The following is a 17,967-nucleotide window of genomic DNA, read 5'->3' on the forward strand; positions in this document are numbered from 1 at the left end:
ACTGGAAGATCACGCTAGCATTCCTCCCATCAAATGCAATCGATTGCAGGTCGTGATGTCAGGGCACGGCGACCGTCCAGGCCGCAAGCACCTCGGCCATGGCGCGGGCACCCGATGCCGGCGCGACATCGCCCACGCTGTCGGCAAAACGGGGTGCCGGCATCGGATGGCGCACCCCCTCCACGGTGGAAAAGACGCCGCGTTCCCGCGTGTGCGGATGGTCTGCCGCCTCGGCGAAGCCCAGCACCGGCGACACACAGGCGTCGGTGCCCTCGAAGACCTCGACCCAGGCGTCGCGGGGGCGGGTCAGGAAGGCGGCCTCGAACACGGCCGTCATCTCGGGCCAGGCCGCGCGGTCGTGCTGAAAGAAGCGGTCGCGCGCGATGCCCAGGCCATCCAGAAGCAGGCCGAAGAACTGAGGCTCCAGAGCCCCCACCGCGACATGCCCCCCGTCGGCACAGGCATAGCAGCGATAGAAGGGCGCGCTGCCGTCGATCAGGTTCGAGCCGCGCTGGTCCGACCACAGGCCGCTGGCCATCATGGCGTGGTACAGTCCGGACAGGACCGCAGTCCCCTCGACCATGGCGACATCCACCGTCTGTCCCCGCCCGGTCGCGCGGGCCTGCATGACCGCCGACAACAGGCCCACGACCGCGAACATGGCCCCGCCGCCGTAGTCGCCGAGAAGGTTCAGCGGCGGCACCGGCGGTCGATCCGCCTCGCCCATCGCGTGAAGGGCGCCGGTCAGGCCGATGTAGTTGATGTCATGCCCGGCCGTCGGGGCCAGCGGACCGGTCTGGCCCCAGCCGGTCACCCGGACGAAGGCCAGCTTCGGATTGGCTTCCAGACAGACGTCCGGCCCGAGACCCAGCCGCTCCATGACCCCGGGCCGAAAGCCCTCCATCACGGCGTCGGCCCGGCCAATCAGATCCAGGACGGCGGCCCTGTCGTCGGCGTTCTTCAGATCCATCTCGACATGGCCGCGATTGCGATGAAGCACGGTGCCGCCGATGTCGTCCCACACCTTGGCCGCGTCCGCCCGGCGCGCGACGCGGATCACCTCGCAGCCCAGGTCGGCCAGGATCATGCAGGCCAGGGGGACCGGCCCGATCGCGTCGAACTCGACGACGCGCAGACCGGCAAGAGGTCGGGACCCAGCCATCATCGCATTTGCCTCATTTCGATCGATTACCCGGTCGTCCATGGCTTCGGGGCACGCCGTCTGACAGCCCCGCCGTGGTGCGCTTTACTCCCACTCGATCGTGCCAGGCGGCTTGGACGTCACATCATAGACGACGCGGTTGACGCCGCGCACCTCGTTGACGATCCGGGTCGCGCACTTGCCCAGGACGTCCCACGGAAACTCGAAGAAGTCCGCCGTCATGCCGTCGGTCGAGGTCACGGCACGCAGGGCCAGCACCTTCTCATAGGTCCGCGCATCGCCCATCACACCGACCGTCCGGACCGGCAGCAGGACGGCGAAGGCCTGCCAGATCCTGTCGTACAGGCCGGCCTTGCGGATCTCGTCCAGATAGATGGCGTCGGCCTGCTGCAGGGTCTCGACGGCCTCGGGCGTGATCTCGCCGGGGATGCGGATGGCCAGACCCGGTCCGGGGAAAGGGTGACGGCCCACGAAGGCGTCGGTCAGGCCCAGTTCGCGGCCCAGCGCCCGGACCTCGTCCTTGAACAGCTCGCGCAGGGGCTCGACCAGCTTCAGCTTCATATAGTCGGGCAGGCCACCGACATTGTGGTGGCTCTTGATGACGTGCGCCTTGCCGCTGGAGGAGGACACGCTCTCGATCACATCGGGATACAGGGTGCCCTGCGCCAGGAATTCCGCCCCCTCGATCTTGCCGGCCTCGCGGTCGAACACTTCGATGAAGACGCGGCCGATGATCTTGCGCTTGGTCTCGGGATCCGACTGGCCCGCCAGTTCGCCGAGGAATTCCTTCGACGCATCAACGTGGATCAGGGGGATGTTGTAGTGCTCTCTGAACAGGGTCGTGACCTGGGTCGCCTCGTCCTTGCGCAGCAGGCCGGTGTCCACGAACACGCAGGTCAGCTGGTCGCCGATGGCCTCATGGATCAGGACGGCGGCCACGGACGAGTCGACGCCGCCGGACAGGCCGCAGATCACTTTGGCCGAGCCGACCTGTTCGCGGATCTGGGCGATCTTCTCGTCGCGATAGGCCGCCATGGTCCAGTCGCCCTTCAGCCCGGCGATGCCGTGGGTGAAGTTCTTCAGCATGGTCGCGCCACGCGGCGTGTGCATGACCTCAGGATGGAACTGCACGCCATAGAAGCGGCGGGTCTCGTCGGCGATCACGGCATAGGGCGACCCGGCCGAGGTGGCGACGACGTCGAAGCCCTCGGGGATGGCGACGATCTTGTCGCCGTGGCTCATCCAGACGGTCTCGTCCTCGCCGACCGGGGCCAGACCGGCCAGCAGCGGCGAGGCTTTCTGAACCGTGATCTCCGCGCGGCCGAACTCGCGGGTGTGGCCGCCCTCGACCTTGCCGCCCAGCTGTTCGCACATCGTCATCTCGCCATAGCAGATGCCCAGCACCGGCACGCCGGCTTCGAACACGGCCTGGGGCGCGCGGGGGCTGCCTTCCTCGTGCACGCTCTCGGGGCCGCCCGACAGGATGATCGCCGCCGGCTTCAGCGCGGCCAGCGCCGCCTCCGCCTTCGCATAAGGATGGATCTCGCAATAGACGCTGGCCTCGCGCAGACGCCGCGCGATCAGCTGCGTCACCTGGCTGCCGAAATCGACGATGAGAACCTTCTGGTGATCAGTCATGCGGTCTCCTCAGGCAATGGCGCGGTCAAACGTTCGAATTCGGCCTTCAGCAGGTCCAGCGCCCCCGCCAGACCCTCGTCGATCACATGCAGGGTGTCGGTCCAGTCGGACAGGCCGGTCAGGTCGGACTTGCCGTCGCTGATGCCGCGCAGACCCAGCACCGGCACGTCGAACCGGGCAGCGGCGCGGACGACGGCATAGGTTTCCATGTCCACCATGTCGGCGTCGATGGCGTCATAGGCCTCGCCCGAGACGACCGATGCTCCGGTCGCCAGTCGTGCATAGGGCTGGCCCGCCGGGCCGCTGGCCAGGGTCAGGACGGCCGACTGGTCGAGGAAGGGCGTCACGCCGGGCGGGAACCCCAGCACCGAGGCGTCCATATCGCGATAGCCGACCTCGTCCACCCAATAGATGCGTCCGTGCTCCAGCGTCTGCGACCCCGCCGAGCCCAGGCAGATGATGACATCGGGCAGCCGGCCCTGATGCGCCAGTTCGGCCAGGACCGCCGTGGTCTGGACGGCCGCCTCGACCGGACCGACGCCGGTGATCAGCGGCCTGATCCGCGCCCGCAACGCCGGGCCGTACTCCGCCTCCGCCGCCATCACGCACAGCGCCGTCAGCGGGCCGAAAGGCGTCAAGTCGTAAGCCGCGCTCACGCCCGCCGCTCGTACAGGGCGACGAAGAAGCCGTCCGTGTCCGTCGTCGCCGGCGACATCCGCAGGCGATGACCCTGGGCCAGTCCGGCCAAGGTTTCGCGGGCGGCGTCCGTCATGGCGGCGCTGTAGAGGGCACCGGCGATCTCGACCGGCGCAAACCCGGGGTGGTCCTCCTCGAAATGATCCACCGTCGCCTCGTTCTCGACCCGCAGCATCGAGCAGGTGACATAGACCAGCCGCCCGCCCGGCTTCACCAGTTTGGCGGCCCGCGCCAGGATCGCCATCTGCAGCGAATGCATCCGGTCGACGTCTTCGGGCTTCAGCCGCCAGGCGTCCTCTGGCCGACGCCGCCAGGTGCCCGACCCGGTGCAGGGCGCGTCCACGAAGACGACATCGGCGATGCCGACGATGTCCTCGACCCCGCCGCCGTTGGGCCCCAGGTGGATCAGCTCGGCCTCGACGCCCGCGCGGGCCAGCCGGGGGCGGATGTTGTCCAGCCGCTTCTGCACCACGTCGCAGGCGATCAGCCGACCTTCGGCCTGAGCGACCGTTGCCGCTTTCGGCTTCGATTTCGGTGCATCGACCCAGCCGGTCGGGGTCCAGATGCGCTCCGGCTCAGGCGGCGCGGCCTCGACGCGCGAGGCACCGTCCGCCAGCCCCTGCATCGCCAGGCCCAGGGTCTTGCCCCCGCCCCCGGCGCAATAGTCGACGACGGTCATGCCGGGTGCCACCCCCGCCAGCCAGCAGACGACCTGACTGCCCTCGTCCTGGATCTCGATCCGCCCGGCCTTGAAGGCCTCCAGCGCCTGGACGTTCGGCGGCGGCTCGGCCGACAGGCGCAGGCCCCAGGCCGACCAGGGGGTGCGTTCGGGCGACAGGCCCGCCTCGCGCAGTTCGGCCATGACCTCGTCGACCGTCGCCCTGGCCCCGTTGACCCGCAGGTCGATCGGCGCGCGCGGCACCATCAGACCGGCGGCCTCCTCGGCCCAGCGGTCGCCGAAGGTGTGCCTGAAATCCTCGACCACGAACTCGGGCAGGCCCGCCGCGACCCAGCCTGGCACCTCGTCGGCCGTCATACTGATCCGCGACCGTTCCTGTTTCGACAGGGGCTTGGGGCCATATCCGTCGCCCGAGTGCAGCGCCTCGATCGCCTCGACCGACAGGCCGTCGATCAGGCTCAGCGCCCCGATGACCAGCGCCCGCCCGTCCTCGCGCCCGCCCATGGCCCAGACCAGCCGACCGCGCGCGCGCAGCACCTTGTAGACCTGATCGGCGATGGCCCGGCGGTCCTTGGACCCGGCGTAGCGGTTCTCGGTCCCCCAGGTCTTCAGGACGGCCTCGGCCGGGGCCTTGCCCGCACTGATGCGGTCGATGATGGCGGCGGCGGAGGCGAGACGGGCGGCGGGGGTCAAATCAAGGTGTCAGTTCAGGTTGGTCAGGTGAAAAGGGCGACGAAGATGGCCACCAGGCCGCCCATGGCGATCAGCCAGACGATCGAGCGGACGAAGGGCACCCCGAAGGCATAGAGCGGAATATAGACCAGTCGCGCCCAGAAGAAGGCCTGGGTCCCCCAGAAGGTCAGCGGCCCGTCCTCGCCTGTCACATGGGCGATCAGAACCGCGCCGATGAACAGTGGCAGGGTCTCCCACATATTGGCCTGCGCCCGCTCCAGCCGCTGGGTGATGAGGCCCGGCCGGGCCGGCACGCCGTCGCGCGGCCCGGCGTTCCAGCCGAGGCCATTGGCCATGGTCCGCCCGGCGGCGGGCAGGAAGATCAATACGAAGGCCAGCACCAGCGTCGCCGCCAGCATGGTCAGCTCCGGTGTCGTCACCAGCACCCAGGCGTCATACATTCGAACCTCCGCTCACCCCTGCCTGTAATTCGGTGCCTCGCGCGTGATCATCACGTCGTGGACATGGCTTTCGCGCAGGCCCGCTCCGGTGATCCGCACGAACCGCGCGCGGTCCTGAAACTCGGCGATGGTGGGCGCTCCGACATAGCCCATGGCGGCGCGCAGGCCCCCGACCATCTGGTGCAGCACCGGGGCGATCGGTCCCTTGTAGGGGGTCTGACCCTCGATGCCCTCGGGCACCAGCTTCTGGGTGTCCTCGACTTCCTTCTGGAAATAGCGGTCGGCCGAACCGGCCCCCATGGCCCCGACGGAGCCCATGCCGCGATAGCTCTTGTAGGACCGCCCCTGGTACAGGAACACCTCGCCGGGGCTCTCGTCGGTCCCGGCGAACATCGAGCCCATCATGGCGACGGAGGCCCCCGCCGCGATGGCCTTGGCCAGGTCGCCCGAATATTTGATCCCGCCGTCGGCGATGACCGGTGCGCCCGAATCCCGGGCCGCCCGCACCGCGTCCATGATGGCCGTCAGCTGGGGCACGCCCACCCCGGCCACGATCCGGGTGGTGCAGATGCTGCCCGGTCCGATCCCGACCTTCACCGCATCCGCGCCCGCGTCGATCAGCGCCCGCGCCGCGTCATAGGTGGCGATGTTGCCGGCGATGATCTGCAGCCGGTTGTTCTCGCGCTTGATCCGTTCGACAACCCGGGAGACCTGGGCCGAGTGACCGTGGGCGGTGTCGATCACGACCACGTCGCAACCCGCGTCCGCCAGCGCCATGGCGCGCTCGAAGCCGGCATCCCCGACGGTCGAGGCCGCCCCGACCAGCAGCCGGCCCTGTTCGTCCTTGGCCGCATGGGGATGGGCCTGGGCCTTCTCGATGTCCTTCATCGTGATCAGGCCGGTGGCGCGATAGTCCTCGTCCACAACGATGACCCGTTCGATCTTCCGGGTACGGAGCAGCTCGCGCGCCTCCTCGCGTCCGGCCCCCTCGCGCACGGTGACCAGGTCGCCCGTGGTCATCAGGGCGGCGGCCCGGGTGTTCGGATCGGTGTCGAACCGCATGTCGCGGTTGGTCAGGATGCCGACCAGCCTGCCGCCCGCATCCACCACGGGAAAGCCGGAAATCTTGCGGTTGGCGACGATCTGACGAACCTCGCCCAGGGTGGTCTCCGGGCGGATCGTCACCGGATTGATGACCATGCCGCTTTCGAACCGCTTCACCGTGCGGACCTGATCGGCCTGTTCCTGCACCGTCATGTTGCGGTGGAGGATGCCCAGACCCCCGGCCTGGGCCATGGCGATGGCCAGACGGCTTTCGGTCACCGTGTCCATGGCGGACGAGGTCAGCGGGATGTTCAGTCGGATGTCGCGCGTCAGCCGGGTCGAGACGTCCGCCTCAGCAGGCATCACCTCGGACGGGCCGGGTTCGAGCAAAACATCGTCGAAGGTGAGCCCTTCGCGAATCTCCATGGGAGTCTCCGTTTTGCGGGCCGCCTATCCTCTTTCGCAGGCGCGAAGTCAACCGCGACGCAACCGGACCCGGCCATGCGCGTAAAGTCATGTCAGCCGCACTTGAAACTTTCAGCCTGTGCTAACATTCTGGGAACCGATGGTCACCGCACTCGCCAGATCCGTTCGCAGCCTTGCGCTGAAGATCGCCAGTTACGGCATGATGCATCTGGTCGTGGCCATGCTGGTGGCGTTCGCCATCACCCGCGACTGGCGCATGGCCCTGGCCATCGGCCTGGTCGAGCCCTTCTTCCAGACCATCGCCTATTCCATCCACGACCGGATCTGGCACCGGATCGAACACCGTCGTCGCCGTAGCGGCATGGAAGAGACCGCCGAGGCCTTCACGGCCCGTCTGGACCTGATGAACGCCGATGAGCAGGCGCGCGCCCACGGGCACCACGGCCACAGCCACGCCCTGCCTTCGCTGAAGAAGATCGCGGTGAAGACCGTGACCTACGGCATCATGCATTTCGTGGTGGCGGTGTCGGTGGCCTTCGCGATCACGCAGGACATCCGCGTCGCCCTGACGGTCGGGGTCATCGAGCCCCTCGTGCAGATGGTGTTCTTCGCCATCCACGACCGCATCTGGACCGGCCGCGAAGCCCGGCGGGCGACGACCCGGACGGCCTGAGGCCCGCTACTTCCGGTTCAGCGCCACCAGATAGACCTCGGACGATCCCTTCCGGCTGGCGGCGGGCTTGACGTATTTCACCTCCTGGAAGGCGGCGCGCAGCTCGGCCAGCACCCGGCCGGCATCGCCGCCCTGGAAGTTCTTGGTCACGAACGATCCGCCGGGCCGCAGCGTGCGGATGGCGAAATCCGAGGCGATCTCGATCAGGGCAATGATCTTCAGGTGATCGGTCTGGCGATGGCCAACGGTGTTGTGGGCCATGTCCGACAGCACCAGGTCGGGGGGGCCGCCGAGCGCCTCGATCAGCTGCTGGTCCACGCCGGGATCGGTGAAATCGGCCTGGATCAGGGTCGAGCCCGGGATCGGTTCGATCGGCAGCAGATCCACCCCGACCACCGCCGAGGCTCCGCGATTGACGCACACCTGGACCCAGCCGCCGGGCGCGGCCCCAAGGTCGACGACGCGCGAGCCCTTCCGGACCAGATGGAACCGGTCGTCGATCTCGCTGAACTTGAAGGCCGCCCGACTGCGCCAGCCCTCGGCGCGGGCCTTTTCCGACCAGGGATCGGCCAGCTGGCGCTTGATCCACTGAATCGAGGACATCGACTTCTTGTCGGCCGTCTTGATCTGGGTGCCCATGCCGCGTCCCTGGGCCGTGCCGCCGGTAGGCGGCTTGACCATGCGACGGCGCGCTTCGGGAGGCGGCGCGGGCTTTTCATCATCGTTCATCGCCCCCACATAGCGCCGACGGCCCTCAGGGGCTATGACCCCCCGACTTTCCCTCCATGGAGCGCCCGATGGCCGACCAGACCCTGACCCTCACTCTCGAAACCGGCGATGTCGTCATCAAGCTGCGCCCCGACCTCGCGCCCGGCCACGTGACCCGCATCACCGAGCTGGCGAGCGAAGGCTTCTACGACGGCGTGGTCTTCCACCGCGTGATCCCCGGCTTCATGGCCCAGGGCGGCGATCCGACCGGCACGGGCACCTCGGGCTCGAAAAAGCCGAACCTGAAGGCTGAGTTCTCCAGCGAGCCGCACGTCCGCGGCATCTGCTCCATGGCCCGCACGAACCAGCCGGACACCGCCAACAGCCAGTTCTTCATCGTCTTCGACGACGCCACCTTCCTCGACGGCCAGTACACCGTCTGGGGCCAGGTGATCGAGGGCATGGACCACGTCGACGCCCTGCCCAAGGGCGAACCGCCCCGCAACCCGGGCAAGATCGTCAAGGCGACGGTCAACTAGATCGAACCGGAAAGGCGGTCCCTCCGGGGCCGCCTTTTTTGTCAGTCCCCGCCGGACCAGGCGAACTTGATCCCGGTATAGCTGCGCGCGCCGATGGTGATCGCGGCCGTCATGGCGGGGGCCTCGCCCTCCCCCAGGTTCCGGCGTGCGGTCGACAGGGCCCCCTGATCCAGCCGGGCATCGAAGGTAACCCGCCCGTGCCCGGGACTGGTCCCTGTCATGCGAATCCGGCCGTCGCTGACGGCATAGCTGTCGGGCAGGACGCGCTCGGTCGTCTCGCCCGGCACCGAGAATTCCAGCATGACCGGCGCGAAGGTCGTGCTGCGCTTGCCGGCTTCCCAGTCCCCGAACTCCGCCGCCTGACCGACGAAGACGCTCGAAAGCTGGAAGTCGTCCGGCCCGACCGGGACGACCGGCAGGTAATAGCCGGACAGATCGGCGGTCTGGCTGTGGCTGAAGGCCCCGCCTCGCGGGGTGACCATTTCCACCGCAACGTCGTCATTATTCCCCTGCGGCGGCTTCGTCAGATCGCAGCCGGCGAGGGTCAGCGTCGCCAGTGCGGGCCCCAGAATGAAAAACGTGCGCATGGTCGCTCCTGAACAGGCCGCGACTGGACCACGCGACGCTGCGGGCGTCCAGCGCGATGCCGTGTTCAGGGCAGGTGGATCAGGACCGGCAGCCAGCCCTGCGCCTGGGCCCAGTCGACGCCCTCGAAGATCGGCACGGCCAGAAGAAAGACCAGGCCGTCGCGGATCGTGGTCAGGAAGAACTGGGGCCGGATGGTCAGCTCGGCGTTGTCGTGCCACTTGCCGAAATCGGGCCCGAGGCGCGGTGTGCGGGCCATATAGGCGCGATAGGGATCGCCGAACTCGGCCGTCAACCAGGCCTCTTCCTGGCGGATGGTGAAGTGGAACACCGCCACGGCGATCACCACGAACAGGACGGCCATCGTGGCGCTGCCTGTCTGGGCACCGACGCCGACCGCGCCGAAGTAGCTGAAGACGTAAAGCGGATTGCGGCTGATCGAATAGGGACCGGTGGAAACGATCTCGGCCTTCTTGCGACCGCCGATATAGAGCGAGCACCAGGCCCGCCCGACGATGCTGATGACGATGGCCCCCAGTCCGACCGATTCGATGCCCTCGGAAAGCGGCTGCCCGACCCACGGCGACGACGACACAAAGGCCAGGGCGACGGCGGCCAGCAAGGCCAGCCCCAGCACCCATTTGCGGATCAGTTGGATACGCTGAAGGTCGAAGGCGTTGGTGGTTGTCACAGTCATGTCACGTCCCGGTCACTTTGGTGACGAAAACGCCAAACCGGAGCGACACGCAAGCGCAATCTTTGCGACTGAAAGTCGCCCGCGGATCAGCGATCCAGCGACCGGTCCAGCGCCCGGAAGGCGGAAACCGACAGTTCGGTCGAACTGATGAAGACCGCCGGCGTGATTCGCTCGAAATCGTCCGACGGCCGGTGGTAGTCGGGGTGGTAGTCGACGCCCAGATAGAGGAAGGGCACACCCGCCGTGAAGAACGGGCCCTGATCCGAGGCCTGGACCCAGTTGTTCTCGCCCGTGTCCTGGGGCGTGTCCTTGCCGAACGCCAGCGACACAGTGCCATTGGCCGGGATGCCTTCCAGAATCGGACGGAAGGTCGGGTTCTGATAGGTGCCGGTGACCCACAGATGGCCATCGGTCTCGGCGCGCGCGGTCATGTCGAAATTCAGGTTCATGGCGATCGACGACAGCGGCACCGGCGGGGCCTCGACGAAATGCTTGGCCCCCAGCAGGCCATGTTCCTCGCCGTCGAAGGCCACGAAGATCACGCTGTGCTCGGGCGGCGCATCCTTCAGACGCGCGGCGATCTCCAGCAGGGTCGCGACACCCGAGGCGTTGTCGTCGGCCCCGTTGTAGATCTGGCCCTCGTTGACGCCGACGTGGTCGTAATGGGCCGTGACGACGATGTAGCGGTCCGGCACCCGCGTCCCCTGGACCATCCCCAGCACATTGACGCCGTTGTAGGTCCTGGGACCCGCGCGGGTCCGTCCCTGGGCCGTCCAGGGCTGCAGGCGACCGACCGGCGGCGCGGCGATCCCCAGGGCCTCGAGCCGCGACACGATATAGGCCCGTGCCCGCTCGCCGCCCGCGCTGCCCGTATCGCGACCTTCCATGTCGTCGGCCGACAGGATGCGGACATCCGCCAGCAGCTGGTCATAAGGCGCGGCCGCCGACGCTACCGGGACTGCGGGTGTATCCGCGTCGGTCATGGCCGCACACGACGACAGAAGGACGGCGGCGGTCGTCAGGACCAGGGTACGGAACGAGAGGGACATGGGGTTTCCTGAAAGGGCCAGACCGCAATAGACGGCGCAGGCCGCCGCGTCAGATTAACTTCCTGTCATCCCGCCGGGCTGGCGAGGTCGGCGCGCGATGCTAAACCGGGGCATGGCCCTGACCCCCGCAGACTCCCTGACCGAAGCCGAGGCCGAGGCCGAGCTGGCCCGGCTCGCCGCCGAAATGGCCGCCCACGACGCTGCCTATGCCGAAGCGGCCCCGACGATCTCCGATGCCGACTACGACGCGCTGAAGGCCCGCAACCTGGCCATAGAGACACGCTTTCCCGCCCTGATCCGCCCGGATTCGCCCTCGCTCAGGGTGGGGGCTCCCGTCTCGACCCGGTTCGCCGAGGTTCGCCACGGCGTGCCCATGCTGTCGCTGGACAACGCCTTCGACGACGCCGACGTGGGCGACTTCGTCGCCCGCATCCGGCGCTTCCTGAACCTTCCGGCCGACGACGACGTCGCCTTTACCGCCGAGCCCAAGATCGACGGGCTCTCGGCCAATCTGCGCTATGAAAACGGCGTTCTGGTCCAGGGCGCGACGCGGGGCGACGGGCGGGCGGGCGAGGACATCACCGCCAACCTCAAGACCATCGCCGACATCCCGCACCGCCTGAAGGGCACCGGCTGGCCCGCCCGCATCGAGGTGCGCGGCGAGGTCTATGCCCCCAACGACGCCTTCGCCGCCTTCAACGCGGAGGCCGAGGCCGCCGGTCGCCGCACCTATGCCAACCCCCGCAACTTCGCCGCCGGGTCGCTGCGCCAGATCGATCCGACGGTCACCGCCGCCCGGCCCCTGCGCTTCTTCGCCTATGCCTGGGGCGAGACGTCCGAAGCGTTTGCTGAGACGCAGGAAGAGGCGCTGACGGCGTTCGAACGCTGGGGCTTTCCCGTCAATCCACGTTCGGTCCGGGTCGAAGGCGCGAACGGCCTGATCGGCGTCTATCGCGGGCTGGAGACCGACCGCGCGGGCCTCGGCTATGACATCGACGGCGTGGTCTACAAGGTCGATCGGCTGGACTGGCAGTCCCGCCTCGGCTTCGTCTCGCGCAGCCCCCGCTGGGCCATCGCCCACAAATTTCCGGCCCAGCAGGCCACGACTGTGCTGGAGGGCATCGACATCCAGGTCGGCCGCACCGGCTCCCTGACCCCCGTCGCCCGCCTGGCCCCCGTGACCGTCGGCGGCGTCGTCGTCAGGAACGCCACCCTGCACAACGAGGACGAGATCGCGCGCAAGGACGTGCGGATCGGCGACACCGTCGTCCTGCAACGCGCCGGGGACGTCATCCCCCAGATCGTCTCGGTCGTGCTCGACAGACGCCCCGACGACGCCCTCCCCTACGTCTTCCCAACCCACTGCCCGGTGTGCGGCTCGGAGGCCGTGCGCGAGGGCGACGACGTGCGCCGCCGCTGCACCGGCGGCCTGATCTGCAGCGCCCAACTGATCGAACGCCTGAAGCATTTCGTCTCCCGCCGCGCCTTTGACATCGAGGGTCTGGGGGAAAAGCAGCTGATCGCCTTTCACGAGCGCGGCTGGATCCGGGAGCCCGCCGACATCTTCCGCCTTGCCCGCGACGCGGAAAAGCTGGAGCGCCTGCGCGCCGAGGACGGGTATGGCGAGACCAGCGTCAGGAATCTGATCGCCGGTATCGATGCCCGCCGCGTCATCGCCCTGGAACGGCTGATCTTCGCCCTGGGCATCCGCGACATCGGCGACCAGACCTCCCTGCTGCTGGCCCGCCACTTCGGGGACTGGGCGGGCTTCCATGCCGCGGCGATGGAGGCGGCATCGGGCCTCCCCTCGCCCGGGTGGACCCGGCTGGCCGAGGGACATGGCGTCTCCGCCCGCACCCTGTCGGTCATGGCGGACGCCGCGCTGTCGCCGGTCGATCCCTGGCCCGAGGCCCCGATCGAGCAGAAGCTGGCCCTGGCCTTCCCCGGCATCGCCGCGCCCGCCCGCCGCGCCCTCGTCCCGCTGGCCGGCGACTGGTCCGATATCGTCTCCCTGGCGCGCATCGCCCGCGACGAGGGACCGTCGATGACGCTGGGCGAGATCGCCGGCATCGCGGGCGTCGGCCCCGTCGCCGCCCGCGCGGTCGCCGACTTCTTCCACGAGCCACACAACCAGGCGGTCGTCGCGGCCCTGCTGGCCGAGCTGACCACCGTCCAGGACGCCGAACGCCCCAAGTCCGACACCGCCGTCACCGGCAAGACGGTCGTCTTCACCGGCGCTCTGGAGCGGTTCACCCGTGACGAGGCCAGGGCGCGGGCCGAGAGCCTCGGGGCCAAGGTCTCCGGCTCGGTGTCGAAGAAGACCGACTACCTCGTCGCCGGGCCCGGTGCGGGCTCGAAGCTGGCCGAGGCCCAGAAGCACGGCGTGACCGTCCTGACCGAGGACGAATGGCTGGCCTTGATCGGCTAGCGATTCAACGCCGCCCGACCCGCCGGCGCATAACGGTCGCCCACGGCCGCGTCCTTGGGGAAGACCGCCTCGATGCGCGCCAGATCCTCGGGCGTCAGCACGATGTCGGCAGAGGCGATATTGTCCTCGAGCGTCTTCACGCGTCGCGTGCCCGGGATCGGCACCAGATGATCGCCCTGCGCCAGCACCCAGGCCAGGGCCAGCTGCGCGGCCGTCACACCCCTGTCGGTGGCGATCTGCGTCACCGCATTCACCAGGTCGATGTTCTTCTGGAAGTTCTCGCCCATGAAGCGCGGATTGGTCCGGCGGAAGTCTCCCTCCTCCAGATCGTCGATCGACTTGATGTCGCCCGACAGGAAGCCGCGGCCCAGCGGACTGTAGGGCACAAAGCCGATGCCGAGTTCCTCGCAGGTCTTCAGGATCGCGTCCTCCGGTTCGCGCGACCACAGGGAATATTCGGTCTGCAGGGCCGTGATCGGATGCGTCGCGTGCGCCTTCCTCAGCGTCTCGGGCGCGGCCTCCGACAGACCCAGGAACCGCACCTTGCCCTCGGTGACCAGCTCGGCCATCGCCCCCACCGTGTCCTCGATCGGCGTGTCGGGATCGACGCGGTGCAGATAGTAGAGATCGACGTGGTCGGTGTTCAGCCGCTTCAGGCTGCCCTCGATGGCGCGGCGCACATTGGCCGTGCTGCCATCCACCTTCAGGGCGGTCCGTTCGGCATTGTAGCCGATGCCGAATTTGGTCGCGAGGAACACCTTGTCCCGCTTGCCGGCAAAGGCCCGACCCAGCAGTTCTTCGTTGGTATAGGGGCCATACATCTCGGCCGTGTCGAACAGGGTGACGCCCAGCTCCAGCGCCCGGGCCAGCACCCCCTGCGCCGTCGCCTCGTCGGAGGGCGCGCCATAGAAGGCGCTCATCCCCATACAGCCGAGGCCCACGGCGGAGACTTCGGGACCATTCGGTCCGAGACGACGGGTCTTCATGGGGCGGTCTCCATATTCTGAAAGCCTGAGATCGGGGTCGGCCCCGCCGGACGCAAGGTCAGAGCGCGCGGACCACATCGGTGCGAGCGAAATCGTCGCCCTTGAACAGCAGGGGTTCGCCGGTCCGCCTGGCCAGCACATAGGCGAAGCAGTCCCCGAAATTCAGGCGCGCCTCATGATAGCCCTTGCCGAACCTGCGATACGCCATCCGCGCTTCATCGGCCTGCTCGCGGGTCACGTCCACGATGTCCAGACGCGTCGTCGCAACCAGGGTGTCGAAGGCCTGGCGAGGGATTTCATCCCTGGTCTTGCGATCCACAACCATACCGGCCTCGAAGTAGTTTGCCGCAGAAATCCTGCATGGTTCCCGCATCATCAGACGCGCGAACTCCGCCGCTTCAGGCTCGTTGAACAGGATGGCGACAAGCGCCGAACTGTCGACGATCAACCCGGTAGCCCCGTCTCGTCATCGTAGAGAAACGCGGTCGGATCCTCTCCGGGCTCCAGAGGGGTCAGATGCGGCTGAATCGACCGCACCAGCGCCATGATATCTTCCACCGTCGCACTGGGTGGCTCGACCGGCTCGCGCGCCAGCTGTTCCCGCAAGGCCACGGTGACCGCCGTAGTCAGGCTTTCGCCGCGCCGCGCCGCCAGCTCCCTGGCCAGCCTGTGTGTCTCGGGGTTCTTGATGTTCAGCATGGTAGACCGTCTTCTACCATGCGTCCGACAGCCCTCAAAGCGGCGCGCACTGGCGCTCCAGCCAGCCCCGGACCTCGCCGTCCAGCAGCGGACCGACCCTGGCCAGGGTCTCGGCATGATAGGCGTCGACATAGGCCCGTTCGCCGGCCGTCAGCAGATCGACGTCGATCAGCCGCCGGTCCAGCGGCGCGAAGGTCAGTTGTTCGAACCCGTGCATCGGCCGCTCGCCTCCGGGGACCGGCTCGGGCGGCGTGACCACCTGCAGGGTCTCGATGCGGATGCCCCAGTGCCCTTCGCGGTAGTAGCCCGGTTCATTCGACAGGATCATGCCGGTCAGCAGCGGTTGGCTGTTGACCGCCTTGGCGATCCGCTGCGGCCCCTCGTGGACCCCCAGATAGCTGCCGACGCCGTGACCGGTGCCGTGGTCGTAATCCAGCCCTGCCATCCACATCGGCGCGCGGGCCAGGGCGTCGAGCTGATGGCCGCTGGTGCCCGCCGGGAAGCGGATCACGGCCATGGCGATATGCGCCCTGAGCACCAGGGTGAACATGCGCCGCTGATCGGCCGAGGGCTCGCCGATGGCCAGGGTCCGGGTCACGTCGGTCGTCCCGTCCAGATACTGTCCGCCGCCGTCGACCAGCAGCAGCGACCCCGGCTCCATCTTGCGGATCGTCCGCGTCACGGGCTTGTAGTGGGGCAAGGCCGCGTTCGGGCCGACGCCTGCGATGGTGTCGAAGCTCAGGTCCTTCAGCGCCCCGGTCTCCTCGCGGAACCGCTCCAGCGCCTCGACCACGCCGCGCTCGTCCGGCAGCTCGACCTGGGCGACCGTATCGACCCAGTGCAGAAACCGGGCGAGAGCCGCGCCGTCGCGGATATGGGCCTGGCGGCTGCCCTCGATCTCGACCGGGTTCTTGGCCGCGCGCGGCAGGGCGCAGGGGTCCATGCCCTTGACCACCGTCGCCCCGACCAGGGCCAGCCGGTCGAAATACCAGGCCGACGACTGGGCCGGATCGATCAGGACCCGCACACCCTTCATGCCCTCGAGCGCCTGCGCCAGCTCGCCGGGGTTCATCAGGGTGACGTCATCGCCCAGCCAGCCGGGCAGTTCATTGGTCACCTTGGCGGGATCGAGAAACAGCATCGCCGTCCCGTTGGCCGCCACGATGGCCTGGGCCAGAGGCAGGGGCGACCGGATCACATCCCCGCCGCGCACATTGAACAGCCAGGCGATCGACGCCGGCGCCGTCAGGACGCAGGCCTCGGCCCCTGCGGCCACGATCGCCGCGCCGATGCGGGCGCGCTTCGAGGCACTGGCTTCCCCCGAATACCGGTCCTCGTGGGGGACCACGGGTGCCGAGGGCTGGGCCGGCCGGGCTTCGGCCCAGGCCTCGTCCACGGGGTTCTGATCCACCGGCTTCAGCGTCGCCCCCGCCTTGGCCGTGGCGCGCTTCAGACGGGCGAGAGCGTCCGGGCTGTGCAAACGCGGATCGTAGCCGATCACCGCCCCGCCGGGCGCGCGCTCCAGATAGGCCGGGACGCCCCCCTCGACGAGGTCGAGAATCTCGAACTGCCCGGCATCGACCTGGGCCCGGACCTGGACCGTGTACCGACCATCGGCGAACACCGCCGCCCGGTCCTTCATCACCACGCCCGCGCCCGCCGATCCCGTGAAGCCGGTCAGCCAGGCCAGCCTGTCGTTGGCGGCCGGCAGATATTCGTTCTGATGCTCGTCCTCGTGCGGGACCAGAAATCCGTCCAGCCCCTGCCGGGCCATCGCGGCCCGCACGAGCGGAAGGTGTTTCGCCCCGAAGGACGGATCGGTGGTTTCGTCGAAGGTCTGGCGCATGACCGTTCGATACGCCGTCAGCCCATCCGCCTCAACACCAGGGCGCTCCAGGCGTCGCGGTGGATGCGCCGCTCCAGCCGGAAGCCGCGCGACAGATAGGCCGCCGACACGCGCCGCTCCTGCGTCCGCAACAGGCCCGACAGGATCGCCACGCCGCCGATGCGCAGGCTCATCTTGATATCCTGCGACAGGGCGACCAGCGGCGGGGCCAGGATGTTGGCGAACACCAGGTCATAGGGTGCGCCCGCCCGAACCCTGATGTCGTTCAGACCGGAGGCATGGACGAAGCGGGCGTGGGCCTGATTCAGCTTCGCGTTCTCGTTGGCGATCCGCACGGAGGGCGCGTCGATGTCGGTGCCGACCGCCAGGGCCGCCCCCGTCCGCGCCGCCGCGATCGCCAGCACGCCCGTGCCGCACCCGACGTCCAGCACCTTTTCGAACCGCTCGCGCTTCAGCAGTTCGTCATAGGCGACCAGACACCCGACGGTCGTCCCGTGATGCCCGGTGCCGAAGGCCGCGCCGGCGTCGATCTTCAGGTTCACGGCATTGGGCGGCACCCGGCCCTGGTCGTGCGCGCCATAGACGAAGAACCGCCCCGCCCGCACCGGCGGCAGGCCTGACAGGGACATGGCCAGCCAGTCGGCATCGGCCAGGGGCTCCACCTTGACCGTCACGCCGGGGTGCGCGGCCAGGCGCGCGGTCAGGGCCTCGACTTCCTCTTCGGACGTCGGAAAGGCGTCGATGCGCCAGACGTCCCGGTCCTCGTCTTCCTCCAGGATGGAATAGGTCGCGCCTTCCAGCAGGACGTCGGAATCGATGTCTGCGGCCGCGGCCTCGGCGGCGGCGCGAGAGCCACGGGCGATAATCTGGACGGGGTTATGGGACATTTATTCAAACACCGGTATCATTGCGAATCGATACTATTGAGTTCGCGGCCGTGCTCTCCCGCACCGGTCGCGTTCGTTCCAACCGAGGGGTC

Annotated in this window: 18 protein-coding genes; 3 read left to right on the forward strand and 15 right to left on the reverse strand. The window is 68.4% G+C overall.

The features are described from left to right. Nucleotides 1–58: 58 nt before the first annotated feature. The 6 genes from O3139_RS11370 to guaB form a co-directional block, all read right to left on the reverse strand. Nucleotides 59–1,165 carry a CaiB/BaiF CoA transferase family protein gene (locus tag O3139_RS11370; protein WP_269514184.1) on the reverse strand — a complete coding sequence of 369 codons (1,107 nt, stop codon included), beginning with the start codon at nt 1,163–1,165 and terminating at the stop codon, nt 59–61. A gap of 81 nt (nt 1,166–1,246) precedes the next feature. After that, nucleotides 1,247–2,800 carry a glutamine-hydrolyzing GMP synthase gene (gene guaA, locus O3139_RS11375; protein WP_269514185.1) on the reverse strand — a complete coding sequence of 518 codons (1,554 nt, stop codon included), beginning with the start codon at nt 2,798–2,800 and terminating at the stop codon, nt 1,247–1,249. Next, nucleotides 2,797–3,438, reverse strand: coding sequence for a 5'-methylthioadenosine/S-adenosylhomocysteine nucleosidase (locus tag O3139_RS11380; RefSeq protein ID WP_269514186.1), 642 nt, complete (start codon nt 3,436–3,438; stop codon nt 2,797–2,799). Before O3139_RS11380 ends, guaA begins: the two co-directional genes overlap by 4 nt. A 14-nt stretch (nt 3,439–3,452) precedes the next feature. Then, entirely contained in the window at nt 3,453–4,868 is a 1,416-nt protein-coding gene (locus tag O3139_RS11385) for an RsmB/NOP family class I SAM-dependent RNA methyltransferase (protein ID WP_269514187.1), read from the reverse strand. Nucleotides 4,869–4,891: 23 nt separating this feature from the next. After that, complete coding sequence (locus tag O3139_RS11390; protein ID WP_269514188.1) at nt 4,892–5,308, reverse strand: MAPEG family protein; 417 nt, start codon at nt 5,306–5,308, stop codon at nt 4,892–4,894. A 12-nt stretch (nt 5,309–5,320) separates the two neighbouring features. Continuing rightward, a complete protein-coding gene (gene guaB, locus O3139_RS11395) occupies nt 5,321–6,778 on the reverse strand; it encodes an IMP dehydrogenase (protein WP_269514189.1) in 1,458 nt (485 codons plus the stop codon). Between the two features lie 139 nt (nt 6,779–6,917). Here guaB and O3139_RS11400 point away from each other — a divergent pair, with 139 nt between their 5' ends. Continuing rightward, nucleotides 6,918–7,451 (forward strand): DUF2061 domain-containing protein, encoded by a 534-nt coding sequence (locus tag O3139_RS11400; protein WP_269514190.1) that lies wholly within the window; start codon nt 6,918–6,920, stop codon nt 7,449–7,451. A gap of 6 nt (nt 7,452–7,457) precedes the next feature. On the opposite strand, the gene O3139_RS11405 is transcribed toward O3139_RS11400, so the two are convergent. After that, entirely contained in the window at nt 7,458–8,180 is a 723-nt protein-coding gene (locus O3139_RS11405) for an RlmE family RNA methyltransferase (protein WP_269514191.1), read from the reverse strand. A gap of 68 nt (nt 8,181–8,248) precedes the next feature. Here O3139_RS11405 and O3139_RS11410 point away from each other — a divergent pair, with 68 nt between their 5' ends. After that, a complete protein-coding gene (locus O3139_RS11410; RefSeq protein ID WP_420022317.1) occupies nt 8,249–8,698 on the forward strand; it encodes a peptidylprolyl isomerase in 450 nt (149 codons plus the stop codon). Nucleotides 8,699–8,739: 41 nt separating this feature from the next. Here the strand turns inward: O3139_RS11410 and O3139_RS11415 are convergent, their stop codons facing one another. The 3 genes from O3139_RS11415 to O3139_RS11425 form a co-directional block, all read right to left on the reverse strand. Beyond that, nucleotides 8,740–9,285, reverse strand: a complete 546-nt coding sequence (locus O3139_RS11415; RefSeq protein WP_269514193.1) for a hypothetical protein — start codon at nt 9,283–9,285, stop codon at nt 8,740–8,742. A gap of 65 nt (nt 9,286–9,350) precedes the next feature. Next, a complete protein-coding gene (locus O3139_RS11420) occupies nt 9,351–9,980 on the reverse strand; it encodes a methyltransferase family protein (RefSeq protein ID WP_269514194.1) in 630 nt (209 codons plus the stop codon). A gap of 86 nt (nt 9,981–10,066) precedes the next feature. Continuing rightward, nucleotides 10,067–11,029 carry a M20/M25/M40 family metallo-hydrolase gene (locus tag O3139_RS11425; RefSeq protein WP_269514195.1) on the reverse strand — a complete coding sequence of 321 codons (963 nt, stop codon included), beginning with the start codon at nt 11,027–11,029 and terminating at the stop codon, nt 10,067–10,069. Nucleotides 11,030–11,141: 112 nt separating this feature from the next. On the opposite strand from O3139_RS11425, the gene ligA reads away from it, so the two are divergent. Continuing rightward, a complete protein-coding gene (gene ligA / locus O3139_RS11430; protein ID WP_269514196.1) occupies nt 11,142–13,457 on the forward strand; it encodes an NAD-dependent DNA ligase LigA in 2,316 nt (771 codons plus the stop codon). Here ligA and O3139_RS11435 read toward each other — a convergent pair. Genes O3139_RS11435 through O3139_RS11455 form a run of 5 tightly spaced genes read right to left on the reverse strand, consistent with a single transcriptional unit; the run spans nt 13,454 to nt 17,875 of the window. Continuing rightward, nucleotides 13,454–14,443 carry an aldo/keto reductase gene (locus tag O3139_RS11435; RefSeq protein ID WP_269514197.1) on the reverse strand — a complete coding sequence of 330 codons (990 nt, stop codon included), beginning with the start codon at nt 14,441–14,443 and terminating at the stop codon, nt 13,454–13,456. The genes ligA and O3139_RS11435 overlap by 4 nt on opposite strands. 58 nt (nt 14,444–14,501) lie before the next feature. Beyond that, nucleotides 14,502–14,891, reverse strand: a complete 390-nt coding sequence (locus O3139_RS11440; RefSeq protein WP_269514198.1) for a type II toxin-antitoxin system VapC family toxin — start codon at nt 14,889–14,891, stop codon at nt 14,502–14,504. After that, nucleotides 14,888–15,142 carry a type II toxin-antitoxin system VapB family antitoxin gene (locus O3139_RS11445; RefSeq protein WP_269514199.1) on the reverse strand — a complete coding sequence of 85 codons (255 nt, stop codon included), beginning with the start codon at nt 15,140–15,142 and terminating at the stop codon, nt 14,888–14,890. The genes O3139_RS11440 and O3139_RS11445 overlap by 4 nt, the downstream gene beginning before the upstream one ends. Before the next feature lie 34 nt (nt 15,143–15,176). Further along, nucleotides 15,177–16,988 (reverse strand): aminopeptidase P family protein, encoded by a 1,812-nt coding sequence (locus O3139_RS11450; RefSeq protein ID WP_269514200.1) that lies wholly within the window; start codon nt 16,986–16,988, stop codon nt 15,177–15,179. 17 nt (nt 16,989–17,005) lie between these two features. After that, nucleotides 17,006–17,875, reverse strand: a complete 870-nt coding sequence (locus O3139_RS11455) for a 50S ribosomal protein L11 methyltransferase (protein ID WP_269514201.1) — start codon at nt 17,873–17,875, stop codon at nt 17,006–17,008. Nucleotides 17,876–17,967: the final 92 nt, after the last annotated feature.

The sequence above is a fragment of the Brevundimonas subvibrioides genome, assembly GCF_027271155.1.
GTDB classification, from domain to species: Bacteria; Pseudomonadota; Alphaproteobacteria; order Caulobacterales; family Caulobacteraceae; genus Brevundimonas; species Brevundimonas subvibrioides_D.

Excerpts from the sequence above, each read along its gene's own strand:
- O3139_RS11370 (WP_269514184.1), bottom strand. The coding sequence starts at position 1,165 with ATGATGGCTGGGTCCCGACCTCTTGCCGGTCTGCGCGTCGTCGAGTTC.
- guaA (WP_269514185.1), bottom strand. The coding sequence starts at position 2,800 with ATGACTGATCACCAGAAGGTTCTCATCGTCGATTTCGGCAGCCAGGTG.
- O3139_RS11390 (WP_269514188.1), bottom strand. The coding sequence starts at position 5,308 with ATGTATGACGCCTGGGTGCTGGTGACGACACCGGAGCTGACCATGCTG.
- guaB (WP_269514189.1), bottom strand. The coding sequence starts at position 6,778 with ATGGAGATTCGCGAAGGGCTCACCTTCGACGATGTTTTGCTCGAACCC.
- O3139_RS11400 (WP_269514190.1), top strand. The coding sequence starts at position 6,918 with ATGGTCACCGCACTCGCCAGATCCGTTCGCAGCCTTGCGCTGAAGATC.
- O3139_RS11405 (WP_269514191.1), bottom strand. The coding sequence starts at position 8,180 with ATGAACGATGATGAAAAGCCCGCGCCGCCTCCCGAAGCGCGCCGTCGC.
- O3139_RS11410 (WP_420022317.1), top strand. The coding sequence starts at position 8,249 with ATGGCCGACCAGACCCTGACCCTCACTCTCGAAACCGGCGATGTCGTC.
- O3139_RS11415 (WP_269514193.1), bottom strand. The coding sequence starts at position 9,285 with ATGCGCACGTTTTTCATTCTGGGGCCCGCACTGGCGACGCTGACCCTC.
- O3139_RS11420 (WP_269514194.1), bottom strand. The coding sequence starts at position 9,980 with ATGACTGTGACAACCACCAACGCCTTCGACCTTCAGCGTATCCAACTG.
- O3139_RS11425 (WP_269514195.1), bottom strand. The coding sequence starts at position 11,029 with ATGTCCCTCTCGTTCCGTACCCTGGTCCTGACGACCGCCGCCGTCCTT.
- ligA (WP_269514196.1), top strand. The coding sequence starts at position 11,142 with ATGGCCCTGACCCCCGCAGACTCCCTGACCGAAGCCGAGGCCGAGGCC.
- O3139_RS11435 (WP_269514197.1), bottom strand. The coding sequence starts at position 14,443 with ATGAAGACCCGTCGTCTCGGACCGAATGGTCCCGAAGTCTCCGCCGTG.
- O3139_RS11445 (WP_269514199.1), bottom strand. The coding sequence starts at position 15,142 with ATGCTGAACATCAAGAACCCCGAGACACACAGGCTGGCCAGGGAGCTG.
- O3139_RS11450 (WP_269514200.1), bottom strand. The coding sequence starts at position 16,988 with ATGCGCCAGACCTTCGACGAAACCACCGATCCGTCCTTCGGGGCGAAA.
- O3139_RS11455 (WP_269514201.1), bottom strand. The coding sequence starts at position 17,875 with ATGTCCCATAACCCCGTCCAGATTATCGCCCGTGGCTCTCGCGCCGCC.